The sequence below is a fragment of the Sulfuricella sp. T08 genome (assembly GCF_000971475.1).
GTDB lineage: Bacteria > Pseudomonadota > Gammaproteobacteria > Burkholderiales > Sulfuricellaceae > Sulfuricella.
In genome coordinates this window covers 74,389-89,645 of record NZ_DF967533.1, presented here as the reverse complement: position 1 = coordinate 89,645, position 15,257 = coordinate 74,389, and the positions used below count along the sequence as shown (strand labels likewise).

The 15,257-nt window shown below is 59.4% G+C and carries 6 protein-coding genes; all 6 read left to right on the top strand.

Translation table 11 applies throughout. The features are described from left to right. Positions 1 to 27: 27 nt before the first annotated feature. The 6 genes from SCT_RS07525 (at position 28) to SCT_RS07500 (ending at position 15,091) form a co-directional block, all read left to right on the top strand. A complete protein-coding gene (locus SCT_RS07525; protein ID WP_059421121.1) occupies positions 28 to 8,856 on the top strand; it encodes an autotransporter outer membrane beta-barrel domain-containing protein in 8,829 nt (2,942 codons plus the stop codon). 610 nt (positions 8,857 to 9,466) lie between these two features. Then, entirely contained in the window at positions 9,467 to 10,522 is a 1,056-nt protein-coding gene (locus tag SCT_RS07520; protein ID WP_059421118.1) for a hypothetical protein, read from the top strand. A gap of 23 nt (positions 10,523 to 10,545) precedes the next feature. Continuing rightward, entirely contained in the window at positions 10,546 to 11,040 is a 495-nt protein-coding gene (locus tag SCT_RS07515) for a nuclear transport factor 2 family protein (protein ID WP_059421116.1), read from the top strand. A 354-nt stretch (positions 11,041 to 11,394) separates the two neighbouring features. Next, complete coding sequence (locus SCT_RS07510; RefSeq protein WP_059421115.1) at positions 11,395 to 12,618, top strand: hypothetical protein; 1,224 nt, start codon at positions 11,395 to 11,397, stop codon at positions 12,616 to 12,618. A 250-nt stretch (positions 12,619 to 12,868) separates the two neighbouring features. Next, positions 12,869 to 13,732 (top strand): neutral zinc metallopeptidase, encoded by an 864-nt coding sequence (locus SCT_RS07505; protein WP_059421112.1) that lies wholly within the window; start codon positions 12,869 to 12,871, stop codon positions 13,730 to 13,732. 42 nt (positions 13,733 to 13,774) lie between these two features. Continuing rightward, a complete protein-coding gene (locus SCT_RS07500) occupies positions 13,775 to 15,091 on the top strand; it encodes a TAXI family TRAP transporter solute-binding subunit (RefSeq protein WP_059421110.1) in 1,317 nt (438 codons plus the stop codon). The last annotated feature ends 166 nt before the right edge of the window (positions 15,092 to 15,257 follow it).

Genomic DNA, 15,257 nt, shown 5'->3' with positions numbered 1-15,257 from the left:
CGAAATTTTAAACTGGAAGGCGTCGCCATGTTTACTCTCACACCAGATCAGCGGTATCTGATCACAAAACTCCTATTCCTTCTTGCAGCACTCCCCCAAGTGGCGATTTCCGGGCCAGATGCTTGTCCCGGTGGCGATTGCCAGGGCAATCAATCGGCGGGAATAAACATCACCGCGCCGCCGAGTACTCTGAATGTCTACAACCTGTCGGGTCCGATTCATCCTTTGTCGGGAACATCAGGGATACGCCTGAACAGCGATGGCGGTTCGGATCTCATCATCAACAGCGGTAGCAGTCAGGTCAATGTCAGCATTGAAACGCAGCAGGCCCCGGGCATTGCCGTGTCGAGCCAGGGATCGCCGCCCAGCCCTCAGAACGACCCGTTGCTGAACATTCCCATCCCCGGCAATCCCGGGGTTTCCGGTGGTGTCGTGCGAGTCGATAGCTATAGCGACATCACTACCGGTGGTACGAACGCTCATGGCATTTATGCTAAAAGCAATACCACTGGCTACCCAGGCTCGGTCATCACCGCGCTGGAAAGCTTCTCCGATGCCGGCATCAGTTTCAAGGTGACCTCGGTGAAAAAACCGGATGGCACTGAAGGGGGCCTGAATACTTCGGTGAGCGCGCGGATAGCGGTGGTTCATGAAGGGGCGGATGGATTGAAGATCTTCGACGGTTATGCCGGCGAAGCCGGGAGCTTCACGATCAGCCAGGATGGCACCGTCAGCTTCGACCCGGGCACGGGCTTTAACGATCTGGCCGTCGGCGGATCGCGCATCGTCTCCGTGAACTATGTCCTGGACGGATATCGGAATAACGTCCTGAAACGCAGCGGCGTGCAAGGCGAGTTGATCGCCCAGGTGACCAGGACAGATAGCGGCCTGGCAGTCGTGAAGTCGGCCTTTTTCGAGGATTTCGGAGATAGCGCAAAGCCGCAGACAGATGGCAAGGCATTGCCCGATCTCAATAGCTACGTGGCGGGGCTGGTCGACGAGGCCAAGGGGGCTGGTGGCTCCGGCAACAGTGTTGAGGTTTATCACCGTGCGGGAACGATCACCACCACGGGCGCGTCTTCCCATGGCGTATTTGCGGAGAGCCAGGGCAGAGTGGGCGCTAACGGGAAGAATGGTGGCGGTTTCTGGTCCTTTGGTTCCAAAAAACCCACCCAAGGTGGCGATGGCAACTCGGGCGGTCACGTGACCGTTCATGTCGACGGGAACATCACCACCGAATTTCTACCGAATTTCATTTCGATAAATCCGCTCATTCCGTTCAACCCGTTTGATCCGCTTGATCAGTACTACAAGCAGATTGAACAGATGAATAAGGCCAGCATCGGTGTTTTCGCCATAAGTTCGGGCGGTAACGGCGGGCGCGGCGGCAACGGTGGCACTTATTACTATGGCCGGCGCGGCGGCACCGGCGGTGACGGCGGCCTAGTGGAAGTATTCGGCAACGCCGTCATCAATACCTATGGCCATTACACCAGCGGGATTCTCGCGTTGAGTGAAGGAGGCAACGGCGGCAACGGTGGCGATGGCGCCGACGTGACTGGTGGTGGAGCTGGCGGTTTTGGCGGCAAAGGTGGCACTGTGTACGTCGATGGCAACTGGGATATCACGACCCGGGGTAACAATGCACACGGCATCTGGGCGAAGAGCATGGGCGGCAACGCCGGCACCGGTGGCAGCGGTGGCTGGCTGGCGGGCGCTCCGGCTCCGGGTGGCCAGGCCACCGACGGTGGCCCCGTCACGCTGATCAGCGGAGGTGCGATCACGACCTGGGGCAGCGATGCCTACGGCCTTTTCGCCCAGAGTGTGGGCGGATTCGGCGGCAGCGGTGGCAGTGGCGGCAGCATCTTCTATTCACGCGGCGGCAATGGCAGCAGCGCCGGCAGCGGCGGCACGGTCTCAGTCGCCAACCTAAGCGGCGGCGAGGTCATCACCCACGGCACAGGTGCCCACGCCGTGTACGCGCAGAGCGTCGGCGGCGGCGGCGGGGCCGGCGGCGGGGGAGCCGGCATCGTGGGCGTAGGCGGCAGCGGTGCGGCCGGCGGTTTCGGCGGCACAGTCGAGGTCGACAACGCCGGCCTGATCCAGACTTACGGCGAAAGTGCCCGCGGTATCTACGCGCAAAGCGTCGGCGGGGGCGGCGGCGATGGCGGCAATTCAGCGGGGTTGGTCGCCGTGGGCGGAGGTGGCAGCGGCACCAGCGACGGCGGGAACGTGACCGTTACCAACAGCGGCGTGATCGATACGGCAAGCATCGGTGCCAACGCCATCTTCGCGCAGAGCATCGGTGGCGGGGGTGGCAGCGGTGGCTCAAGCACGGGCTGGTTCTCTATCGGCGGCACGGGCGGTGGCGGCGGCAACGCGGGTCAGGTCGTGGTGAACAACAGCGGCACGAAGCTTCAGACTGCCGCGGCTGATGCCAGCGCCGTCTTTGCCCAGAGCGTGGGCGGCGGGGGCGGCAAGGGTGGGAACAGTGTCGCGGTGGGTGCCTTCGTCAGTCTGGCGATTGGCGGCAGCGGGGCAGCGGGTGGCAAGGGTGACAATGTGAGCGTCGACAGCCTTTCTGGCCAAATTCTGACGTCCGGCGATCGTTCCTATGGCATCTTCGCGCAAAGCATCGGGGGTGGCGGGGGTGACGGCGGATTTGCCGTCTCGGCTTCGGCCGGGGTCGGTGGTTCTCTCTCCATTGGCGTTGGTGGCGCCGCTGGCGGCGGAGGTGATTCCGGGTTGGTCAACGTGGTCAGCCACAGCCATATCGTGACCAAGGGCAACGATGCCGATGGAGTCTTCGCCGAGAGCATTGGCGGCGGTGGCGGCACGGGTGGGTTTGCCATATCCGGCGCGGCCAGCGATGGGGTGGCCATTACCTTCAACTTCGGTGGCAAGGGCGGGAGCGGTGGGGATGGCAAGGCGGTGGATGTGCGCAATTTTGGAACTATAGAGACTGGCGTCGTCGATCTGACTGGTAAGCTGATTAGCGGCAACCGCTCCATCGGGCTGCAGGCGCAGAGCGTGGGTGGCGGCGGCGGCAGCGGCGGATTCAGTATCGCCGGTTCAGGGGCTGGCCTTGGCGCTTTCACGCTCGGCGTCGGTGGGGTCGGCGGCAGCGGTGGCAAGGCGGCAACCGTGTATGTCGAAAACCAGGGCGGAATCGACACCAAAGGGGACGATGCCCACGGGCTGCTTGCCCAGAGCGTGGGAGGCGGCGGCGGCAACGGCGGATTCAGCATTGCTGCGGCTGGCGCCGGCACGGGGGCCGCCGCCATCGGCGTCGGTGGCGCCGGCGGTCATGCCGGCGACAGTGAAAATGTGGACGTAATTAACCATGGCGCAATTGATACTTGGGGAAATCGCGCCGTGGGTCTGTTCGCCCAGAGCGTGGGGGGTGGCGGCGGTAGCGGCGGCTTCGTCATCACCGGCGCCGGCGCGGGCACGGGTGCGGCCACCATCAGTGTGGGTGGTGCCGGCAACGGCGGCGGGAAGGCTGCCATCGTCACGGTGAATAACTACGGCAACCTCCACACCCGCGGCGAAGACGCCTACGGCATGGTGGCCCAGAGCGTTGGCGGCGGCGGTGGCAGCGGCGGCTTCAGCATCACCGGCAGCGGCGCCGGCACTGGGGCCGGCAGCTTGGGCATTGGCGGATTTGGGGCCGGTGGCGGTGATGGCAAGAGTGTTGACGTGACCAACGACGGGGCGATCGACACCGAGGGTGACCGTGCCGTCGGTCTGTTCGCCCAGAGTGTAGGCGGTGGCGGCGGGAACGGCGGCTTCAGTCTGGCCGGCAGCGGCGCGGGCACCGGGGCGGGCACCTTGAACCTGGGCGGATTTGGTGCGGGTGGCGGCAACGCGGATATCGTCACCGTGGACAATGCCGGGCGCATCGTCACCCAAGGCCAGTATGCCTATGGCCTGCTCGCCCAGAGCGTGGGTGGCGGCGGTGGCAACGGCGGCTTCAGTATCACCGGCAGTGGAGCTGGAACCGGTGCCGGCAGCTTGGGTATCGGCGGCTTCGCTGGTGGCGGGGGTGACGGCAAGGCGGTGACGGCCACCAATAGCGGCAAGATCTACACCTACGGCGCAGGGGCTGCCGGCCTGTTCGCCCAGAGTGTGGGAGGCGGCGGTGGCACCGGTGGCTTCAGCATCGTCGGCAGCGGCGCGAAGTCCGGTTCCGTCAGCTTGAGCCTCGGTGGCGGTGGGGGTGATGGAGGCGCTGCTGGCTCGGTCAGCGTGCACAACGACGAGTCTGTCACCACCTATGGCATGCGGTCCTTTGGCGTCATCGCCCAGAGCGTGGGCGGTGGCGGCGGAGCCGGCGGCTTCAGTTTCTCCGGTGGGGTGACGACGGAGGGTTTCACCGTGAATGCCAGTGTCGGTGGCTTTGGCGGCACGGGGGGCAATGGTGGGCACGTGGATCTGGTCAACCACGGCGGCGTGAGCACGACCTCAGGTGACGCCCACGCGCTCGTGGCCCAGAGCATCGGGGGCGGAGGTGGTTCTGGTGGGTTCAGCGGCTCTCTCAGCGCCAGTGCGGGCAGCAAGCCCAATGTCGGGATCTCGGTCGGCGGCTTCGGCGGCACCGCGGGCGATGCGGGAAGCGTCAATCTTGAAAACGATGCCGCCCTGTTCACGGATGGTACAGCCGCCTATGGCCTGTTCGCGCAAAGCCTCGGCGGGGGCGGAGGCGATGGCGGCGGCAGTCTGGCCGTCGCGCTCGGGAAACATGACGGTGCCGCGAACCTGGCCGTCTCCGTGGGGGGCTTTGGCGGTGCCGCTGGCAAGAGCAGCCTGGTGACCGTCGACAACGCCGGTGAAATCACCACTACCGGAGCGAAAGCGCACGGTATCGTCGCCCAGAGCGTCGGTGGCGGCGGTGGCAATGGCGGCTTCAGCGCCACCGGCGTGCTGGCCAAGGGCACCAATACCAAGGATCTGTCCGTCAGCGTGGGCGGTTTCGGCGGCGCCGGCGGTGATGCCGGGAACGTGAATGTGTCCAACAGTAATGCTATCCACGCCCAGGGCGCAAGCGCCAGCGGCATCGTCGCCCAGAGCCTGGGTGGTGGCGGCGGCAACGGTGGTTTCTCCTTTGCCGGTTCCTTTGCTGGCGCTCAGGCCAAGGATCTGGCCGTTTCAGTGGGCGGTTTTGGCGGCGCCGGTGGCAAGGGCCAGAATGTGACCGTGATGAATACCGGCGTGATCGAGACTGGATTGGTTCCTCCGAGCAAGGTAACCATGCTGTCGATGGGTACGCCGGGTCTGCTGGCACTGAATGCGTCGGACCTTCCGCCATTGCCGGAACCGCCGCTGCCTCCCGAACTTCCTGACCAACCCGAGGCACTCCTGATCGAGCGTTACGCGACCTACAATGCTTACGGCATCTTCGCCCAGAGTATCGGTGGCGGCGGTGGCACGGGTGGAACCAGCGTCTCGGTGGGTGCCGGTTTCGGTGGCGCGAAAGACACCTGGAATGTGAACAGCGCGATCGCCGTCGGCGGTTCCGGCGGCACGGGCAACATCGGTGGTGTGGTCAGCATAACCAATGAAAGCAAGGTTACCACGCGGGAAAACGACTCCCATGCCATCTTTGCCCAGAGCGTGGGGGGCAGCGGAGGTGCCGGGGGGGGCAGCTTCACCGCGACGGTCGGCCTGGGCGCCGCCAATGAGGGTCGCAGCTTCAACGGTAACCTCTCGGTTGGCGGCCATGGCGGAAGCGGGAACTTGGGAGGCAAGGTCGATGTGGACAACCATGGCGCGATACTGACCTACGGTGACATATCCGACGGCATCCGGGCGCAAAGCATCGGCGGCGGCGGCGGGAGCGGGGGCTCCGCTCGTGCCATCAACTATCTGTTCAAGGCCGGAAGCGCGAAGCTGGAGAAAGACCAGACCGCCGGCACCAATGTCAAAACCCAGATCGTCGTCGGCGGCGATGGCGGCAACGGCAACGATGGTGGCATAGTTCATGCAATCAACGATGGCAATATCGTTACCATGGGGGCTCTGTCACGCGGTATTTACGCCCAGAGTATCGGCGGCGGCGGTGGAAGCGGTGGGGATGGCATTCTCGGTACCGGAACGGCCGCCGATGATTACCTGCTTCTGGCGACGCTCCTGGAAGACCCGGGAGGAGGAGGTAACGTGATTACGAAGTTCCTCAAGGGGCAGTTGCGCAATCTCTCTGTCGCCGTGGGGGGCAGTGCCGGCAGCCAGGGTCACGGTAACTCCGTAAAGGTCGACAACGCCGGCAACATCACAACCTATGGCTACGGGGCCACGGCCATCCTGGCGCAAAGCGTCGGTGGCGGAGGCGGCGAGGCCCAGAGCTTCGCCAGCGGTGAAGATGCCGGGGGCAGGGCGGTAGGGGGCGCATTCGGAAAGATTGCCATCGGCGGTGCCGGCGGTGCAGCTGGCAACGGTGGCGAAGTACGTGTCAACAGCAATGCCCTGATCAACACTTATGGCGATGCGGCTCATGGCATCTTCGCGCAAAGTGTAGGAGGTGGTGGCGGTATTGCAGGCAATGTCGATCGGGCGCTGTCGAAATCCCTGAACATCGGCCTGGGGCTCGATTTTGGCCAAAGCGGTGGCGGCGCGGGCAATGGCGGGGCAGTGTTCGTGACCAGCGCCGGTGGCATCGTCACGCGTGGCGCCGACGCTTACGGCATATTGGCGCAGAGCGTGGGTGGCGGTGGCGGGATGGCCAGCAGCCTGAGCACCTTGCCCGATCTGATCATGCCGCTCATCGGTCTAGCCGGCAGCGTCGGCGGCCATGGTTCGGGCGGCACGGTCGATGTCACTCACACCGGTGATATTATCACTTACGGCTATGCGTCCCACGGCCTGTTTGCGCAAAGCGCCGGCGGCAAGAAACTGGATGACGCCGGCGGGGTCAGCTATTTGGGCGTCGGTGGTAAGGTCACGGTCAAACTTAATGGCAATATTATCGTGGGCGGCGCCGATGCTGACGGGATTCTCGCGCAAAGCATCGGCATCGATGGCGCAGACAACATCCGCATCGATGTTGCCGGAGGCAGGGTACGCGGCGGTTCCGCCTCGGGAGCCGGGGTGCGTTTCATCGACGGGGCGGCTAATGTCCTGACCAACAACGGCACGATTATGGCGTTGAGCAAGACGGCCATCGTGGGTGGGGTCGGCAGCGAGACGGTGAACAATTATGGCATCGTCACGGGCAACGTGGATCTGGGGGGTGGCAGCAATGCCTTTAACAACCGGCCCGGTGGCCAGTTCAACAGCGGTGAGACTGTCGTGCTGGGTAACGGCAAACTGCTCAGCAATGCGGGCATCCTCTCGCCTGGCGGCGCCGGTGCGCTGCAGAACACGAATGTGATCGGCGGCCTGGAACAAATCGCTTCGGGCAAATACAGGGTCGATGTCGATACCCGCAGCCTCGCCGCAGACCATGTCGCCTTCTCCAACATGGCCACACTTTCTGGCGAGGCCGAGGTCAGCATCTTCAGGCGCGGGCTGCTCCTACCCGGCACCTATGGGATCGGTATCCTCACAGCTGCCGAAGGCGTCAGCGGCGTGTTCACTACCGAAACATTGCCTCGTTCGGTACTGCTCAACTATAGCCTGGCCTACCAGCCCGACACCGTACAGTTGAAGACTCTCGTGGCCGGTTTCGGTTCGGTCGCCATGCATCCTGTAGGCAAAACCGTGGCGCTGCATCTGGACAAGATTGCTTCCAGTGCCACCGGAGATCTTGCCGACGTGCTGGCTGAAATCCAGTCCTTGGCCACCCACTCCGACCTTGCCGCCGCATTCACCAGTCTCAGTCCCGAATCCTTCGATGGCCTTACCCGAGCCGCATCCGTCGCTACGGCAGCCCAGACAGCACAGTTGTTCACCCGGCTCGGCGCGTTGCGCGCGAGTAACCAGATATCCGGCAGCAGGGCATCCAGTTTCGCGCCGGTTCACTTGGCTTATGGAGGAGACAGCCAATCGCTTGCCAGCCTGTTCGACGGGGAGAAGACGCTGTCAGGCAAGCATGGTCTCTGGCTCCAAGCCTTCGGCAAAAATGGGGATCAGGGGGGCGATGCTGATGGCTATACCGGTTTCGACTACCGGACGGCTGGCATCACCCTGGGCTATGACCGTGAATTTGGGGACAACTGGGTGGTCGGCGCCGCCCTGGGTTACAGCCTGACGGATATTGATTTCGACGCGGCACGAGGAAATGGCGACATCAACGGGCGTTACCTGTCGCTGTATGGCAGCTGGAATAAGGACGGCACCTATGCGCAGGGAATTCTGTCCTATGGCCGCAACCACTACGACCAGCAGCGCAGGGTGGTTGTGGGAGGTATCGACCGTCTAGCCGTCAGCAATCACGGTGGCAATGTCCTGGCGACATCCTTGTCAGGCGGCTTCATGTCCCAATCGGGCGAATGGAGCCAAGGCCCGTACGCCACCTTGAACTATGCCCGGATCGACGAAGAAAATTTCCGCGAAACCGGGGCGGGAGGGGTGGATATGCTGGTGGGGTCGAAAAGCACGAATAGCCTGAGTGCAGAGTTGGGCTTGCGCGCTTTGCATAGCGTGAAATGGCACAACGGAGACCTCGTCACCGAGTTGAACGCTGCCTGGACTCACGATTTCGACATCGACAACCGGGTGATCACTGCCGCCTATGCAGGGGCGCCAGGTACCTCCTTCGCCTTACAAGGGAAGAACGTCAAACGCAACGGTGCCACCTTCGGAGCAGGGCTCAGTTACGTCGACCAGCATGGGATGACGGCCTCACTCCGATATCAGGGGGAAATACGGGAGGGTTATCGGGCTCACGCGATGTTCGGGGAATTGCGCATCAATTTCTAGTCTGAGCTATTGGAGCCGGTTACGCCCGGCATCTGGATCAGCGGCCAGATGCCGGGCGTGCCAAGTCTACTCTCGTGTATCAGGGTGCGGCCATCGTAGCGCCATCACCATGCCAATTTTAGGCATTCAAGCTTCTGATTATGAAAAACATTGATATTTGTCGGCAATCTTTACAGGCAATTGTTCCTGAAATTAGCGCTTTATTCCCCATTTTTCTGACTGGGTGCAGAGCATATTGTGCCGCCAGATGCTCCGGAATGGCCTGAAAATGCAGGCTTGGAGAGTAGAGGCATGAGTGCAGGGGCGTCCATGGCAACCGGCTCACCCGAACAAGCAAGACGGAAAACTTTACATTTTCCTGGCCTTCAATCTCCCGAGTCTTTTTCTGCGCACCCATGAAAGCCAAGCTGGTGACAGGTTTTATGGTAAAAACCCACAACAAGCATGATTATTGCTTATTATTTTCAGGGATTTCTCTTAAAATTTAATCTAGATAGAAAAATCAGTCAGAGCCATTCATCGCAGAAGACAGACAAATGCGGTGCGCTACAAGTTAGAAGTTATAAAAAATCTTGAGTCTGCCAATCAGAGAAAAACGGGGGGAACAACTATGTATTTCAAGACCAAGCTTGTGCTGTTGCTATGTGTGATCAATGTGATGTTCGTTGCAACATCCCAGGCCGGTGTGGTGCACGATGGAAAGGGCAAGGCGGTTGAGCCAACGCCTCGCGTCGATGTGACTGATCCGGTGCCCAGCGGAAAGGGGTGGGGCCATCGCCCTTCAGATGCGGCGCGTGATGAAAGCGGCATGACGGTTGAATCAATGCCTCCCATCGATGCGACTGAGTTGATGCCCAGCGGGAAGGGATGGGGGCAACGCCCGGTAAATGGTAAGGCGGGCCCGAGCAGAACCACCAAGTACACAAATGGCATCAATTATCACAATGGCCCGCTGATTCTTGGCACCACGAATGTTTACTATATCTGGTACGGAAACTGGAGCGGGAATACAGCCCCTTCCATCCTCAATAACCTGGCCTCTTCGATTGGTGGCTCGCCTTATTACGGCATCAACACGACCTACTACGACGGCCAAAAGCGTTATGTGACCAATGCTGTCCAGTTCATGGGTGCTGCAACGGACAACTATTCCCAAGGCGCGGCATTAACTGATGCCAGCGTAAAAACCATCGTTGCCAATCAAATCAGCTCGGGCGCGCTGCCTCGCGATACGAATGCCGTCTATTTCGTGCTGACTTCTGCTGACGTGAATGAGACCTCCGGCTTTTGCACCCAGTACTGCGGTTGGCATACCTATGGCAGCATCGCCGGAGCGAATATCAAATATTCCTTTGTCGGCAACCCGGACCGCTGCCCCAGCGCCTGCTCTGCCCAGACAACCAGCCCAAGCGGGAATGCCGGCGCTGGTGGCATGGCCAGCGTTATTGCCCATGAATTGGCAGAAGCAGTGACAGACCCTAATCTTAACGCCTGGTACGATAGCCAGGGGATGGAAAACGCCGATAAATGTTCATGGAAGTTCGGCGCCACCTATACCACCCCCAATGGCGCACAGGCCAACATGAAACTCGGCGGCATGGATTACCTGATACAGCAGAACTGGGTGAATGCCAACGGCGGTTCTTGCACCTTGTCTTATCCTTGAGCAATGGGCTTTCCAGGGGCGATATGAAAACACGCCTGCTTCCGCTGCTTACACTGATAGCCAGCCTGTCGGCGCCGGCCCAGGCGGCCGGAGATCAGCAGCAGCGGATTCCAACAGTCACGCGGCTGGTGCAGCTCTTCAGCACGCTGGAAAGCGAGTTGATGGCAGCGCTGCAAAAGGGGGATACAACCGCAATCGACAAAATGCTGGCTGATGACTTCGAACTGCGTAGCGGCGCCATGCCGGGCACTCCGACGCCGCGCGCCGAGTGGTTGCGGCGCTCGCACGGACAAGCGGCAGCGCCGATTGAACAAATGGCGGTGCATGACTATGGATCTGCCGCTGTTGTCAGCTACTTGTGGAAGCGGGGGGCGCGACACGATGTTTTTATCGTGGATGTCTGGGGCAAGTCGGGTGATGCATGGAAACTTTCCGCGCGCTACGCGAGCCCGGCAGGAGATCGTCGATTCACCGTTCCCGGTGCGGCGCTTGAAAGTCAGCCCAGCGAGAAAAAGTAACCACCTTCAGGGCCAGAGTCGCAATAAATCGTGTTGAAGTGAAGCCGCCGGATGGCGGCTTCTTTTTTACTGGTAAGCAATAGCATACCCATTCACACCCAAAAGTGGCGCCAGAGATCACCCTGAATGACTACCTGGACCGTTAGAACAAACGAATTAAACTGAAGGGGTCCGCTGATTCCTTTGCTTTCGCAGACTAACTACTTTATGTTTGATCCGATTCGGCGCGTAAAAATCCAGGAAAAAATGAAAACATCACCTCATGCGTTCCCCCGGTGTGCAAATATTGTCTTGCTGGCAATAGCCCTCTGCGCCTCCCCGGCTCGCGCTGCCGAGACCGTTGCGATCCCGAAAATGACCGTCAAAGTCTCGCTGTCATCTCCGTACTATCCCGTCATCGTTCGCGGAGCCGAAGTCAAAACATTGCTGGGCGTACCCGCTGCAAAAATACGTGCGATAGCCCGGCATGGCAATGCGCTGGAAGCAATACCCTTTCAGATCGACCGAAAAGATGCCAACGGCAGCTATGAACTAGCCAGGAATGTTACCGTTAACACCTCAATGCTCGGGGCTGCCGACGAGTGTGTATTCATGACCGCCGACGCGGGGGAGCGCATCACACTCATACCTGAACAATACGCACAGCAACCCGCCGTTGAAATTGCCCTGGTTGACCCGAAAAGCGGGGCGCAGAAGTGGGTCTATCTGCTGGTAACAAATAGCGCACAAAACCTGCCGACCCCACCAAGCAAGTACTATGTAGCTTACGATCCCCTCCGTGATGTCATTGAAACCAATGCCTACCGGATCGGCTTTTCAAGCGATCACCCTTTCATGGTCAGCAGCCTGCAATGGCATACCGGCGAAGCAAGTAAATGGAGCCCGAACCTGCTCGACACCATGAAGATCCGCCACCATGGAAAACTCTTCGGCAACATCGGCTTCACCCGTACCCAGGACGATTATGTGTCGCGCATCGTCGCTGTCAAAGAGGGCCATGTACGCATCATTCGACGAACAGTCAATTCAGTGCGCGTCATCGGCTATTTGCAGAGCCCTTCAGTGACAGTCGATTACGTGGCTTACGCCAATGGTTTTCAGATGGACACCACCATCGACTTTCCCTTCCCCTTGGGTTGGTTCTTTTCCGACATAAAGACCTTTACCAGCATAGACTGGAATGACGATCCCGCCTTGCCCGGGTTACGCATTCATGGCGGTGACACACCCAAGGGGCTTGCCGTCGACGGCCACATGACCCCGGAAAAAGAACGGTTCAACAAAGTGGCCGGCCAGCGTTTTGCCGTTGAAAATGCCTACGGGCTGCTTCTGGTGCAGCTTGAAATGGAAAAACCCCTGCCGGTCGAAGTCCACCTCTACCTGCAGGATGACCGAACACGCGCAGACCCACCGGAAAACATCCCCGGCCAATATGGCAACGTGGGTTTCTTGACTACCGGCTGGGAAAAAGTCGGCACATCAGTTCATCATCTTCTGTTCAATGTTCTGCTGCTACAGAAGACCACCATGGAACAAGGCAGCGGAATGCTGGGCCGCTATCCCTGGAAAACCCCATGAACCAAAGGGGGCGACCTTGTTTCATGGGGTTTTCGATGAACATGGCATCCCCAAGGGCATGACTCGCGGCATAATGGTGTTGTACTCGCCTACCTGGTGGCATGGGGTGCAAGTGCGGTGGTGGACTGGACCCAGGGAAAAATAGAGGGGCCGCAACCGGCGGCACTAACCCCAGATGATTTGTCGAGTCTGCTGAAGGCTGCCGGTCAGCCGCACCAGTAACCACGATCATTTCTTTACGAGGATAATTATGCGTCTGGATGATGAACGATTAAGTGACAATGTAGAAGATCGGCGCGGCTCAGACGGCGGCGGCTTCAGCTCAGGAAGGTTGGGCATAGGTGGCGTCGTGCTGGCACTGGTTGCCAGCTATTTCTTTGGGATAGACCCATCTGCTGTACTTGGCCTGCTTTCAAATGGTACTCAGCCTTCACCCCGGTCGGTGCAGTCCCATAAACCGCCAGCCAACGATGAAATGGCGACGTTTGTTTCAAAAGTGCTGGCAGATACCGAAGATACCTGGACAGGCGTTTTTTCTGAAGCGGGCAAAGAATATAAAGTTCCGAAACTCGTCCTGTTTACAGGTTCAACCCCGACCGCATGCGGCACCGGCGCCACCGCCATGGGGCCGTTTTATTGCTCGCTTGATCAGAAAGTTTATATTGATCTCGCCTTCTACCGCGACCTGAAAGAACGCTTTCATGCGCCGGGCGAATTTGCAGAAGCCTACGTGATCGCACATGAGGTGGGCCACCATGTGCAAAAATTACTCGGCACTTCGGATAAGGTTCATGCTGCCCAGCAACGAGCGGGCAGCAAGGCCAAAGCAAATTCGCTGTCCGTTCGTCTCGAACTGCAAGCCGATTGTTATGCAGGGATATGGGGCAACCGTGCCAACACCATGAGACACATTATTGAACCGGGGGAAATCGAACAGGCCTTGACTGCGGCCACCGCCATCGGTGATGACAGATTGCAGAAACAGGCCAGAGGTTACGCAGTGCCTGAAACGTTTACCCACGGCACTTCTGAACAACGTGTGCGATGGTTTAAACGTGGTATTGAAAGCGGGGATCCCAAACAGTGCAATACTTTTAAAACTCAGGAGTTATGAATACCTTAGCACCTGAGTCAGGCAGCTCATCACGGAATCTGTATGAAAAATCCATTTAGCAATAAATCGCTCAGGGAAATGCTCGTCGTTGCTTTGCCCGCCCTTGCGCTGATTATCGCCTTGTTCTGGATTGCGTCCATGTTCGTGCAACCGGCGCCCCCCAAACTGCTCTACATGACCACCGGGTCGGAGAGTGGCGCGTATCATGCCTATGCCAAACAATATAAAGAAATTCTGGCCCGTCACGGCATAACGCTGGAACTGCGAACTTCATCCGGTGCGCTGGAAAACCTGCAGCGCCTGAAAGACAGCAGCAGCCACATTACCATTGGTTTCATTCAGGGCGGAACCGCCACGGCTGAAGACGGCAAAGATCTGATGTCACTGGGCAGCATGTACTACGAGCCCTTGTGGGTGTTCTACAGGAGCAAAGCCCCTCTCGATCGGGTAGCCCAACTCCGGGGTAAAAAACTCGCGGGGGGCGCAGAAGGCAGCGGCACGCGCAAACTCGCATTGCAAATATTGGCCGCCAATGACATGAACAAAGAAGGCGAAAGCCTTGCCCCTCTTGCCGGGGATGCCGTCGCAGAAGCCATCCGGCAAGGCACGGTGGACGCCGCTTTTATTATTGCTGGAGCCGATTCGGCAGTGGTACACAAACTGCTGAGTATGGACGGCGTCCGCCTCATGCACTTCGCACAAGCCGGCGCTTACGTAAAACGCTTCCCTTTTCTTTCGCAAGTCACCTTGCCGCGCGGCGCAGTGGATCTGGTGCGGGATATACCCGAACAGGATGTAACGCTGATCGCAGCTACCGCCAATCTGGTCGCGCGGAACGATATCCATCCCGCTTTGGTTAGCCTTTTGGCTCAAGCCACGTCCCAGGTGCATGGCGAGGCAGGGATGTTCCAGCAGGCAAAGGAGTTTCCTGCATTTAAGGATGTGACGTTTGAAATCAGCAAGGACGCCGAACGTTACTATAAATCCGGCCCGCCTTTCCTTCAGCGCTACCTGCCATTCTGGGCAGCTGTGCTGGTAGACCGCATCTTGGTCATGGCCCTGCCGTTACTGGTGCTCATCCCCATTCTGCGAGCCATTCCCGCCCTGTATCGATGGCGCATTACTTCACGGATTTATCGGTGGTATGGAGAACTCTCGGCGCTGGAAAACGAGATTAAAAGCCAGTATGAACCCGCCCGTTACGCAAATTTTCTGGCGCAAATTGAAAGCATGGAAGACCGTGCCAACAATCGCCCGATTCCCGTTGCATATGCTCATCTCCGATATACCCTGCGCGAGCACATCAATCTGGTTCGGGCATCTCTGGAGCGAAAAAGAGCGGAAGAAAAATCTGCCTGAGGCAGTGGTTGGGGGTTGCAACTAAAGGGGGCGGCTTCGAAATTTTTTCCAAATGGCCAACGAAATGAATCTGTTCAAGAAAAATAATCCGAAGCCGCCCCCTTTTGATTGGTGATGAACCAAAGGGGGCGGCTTCACTAAGGCAGGGGTACCAAGGCAAAAACTT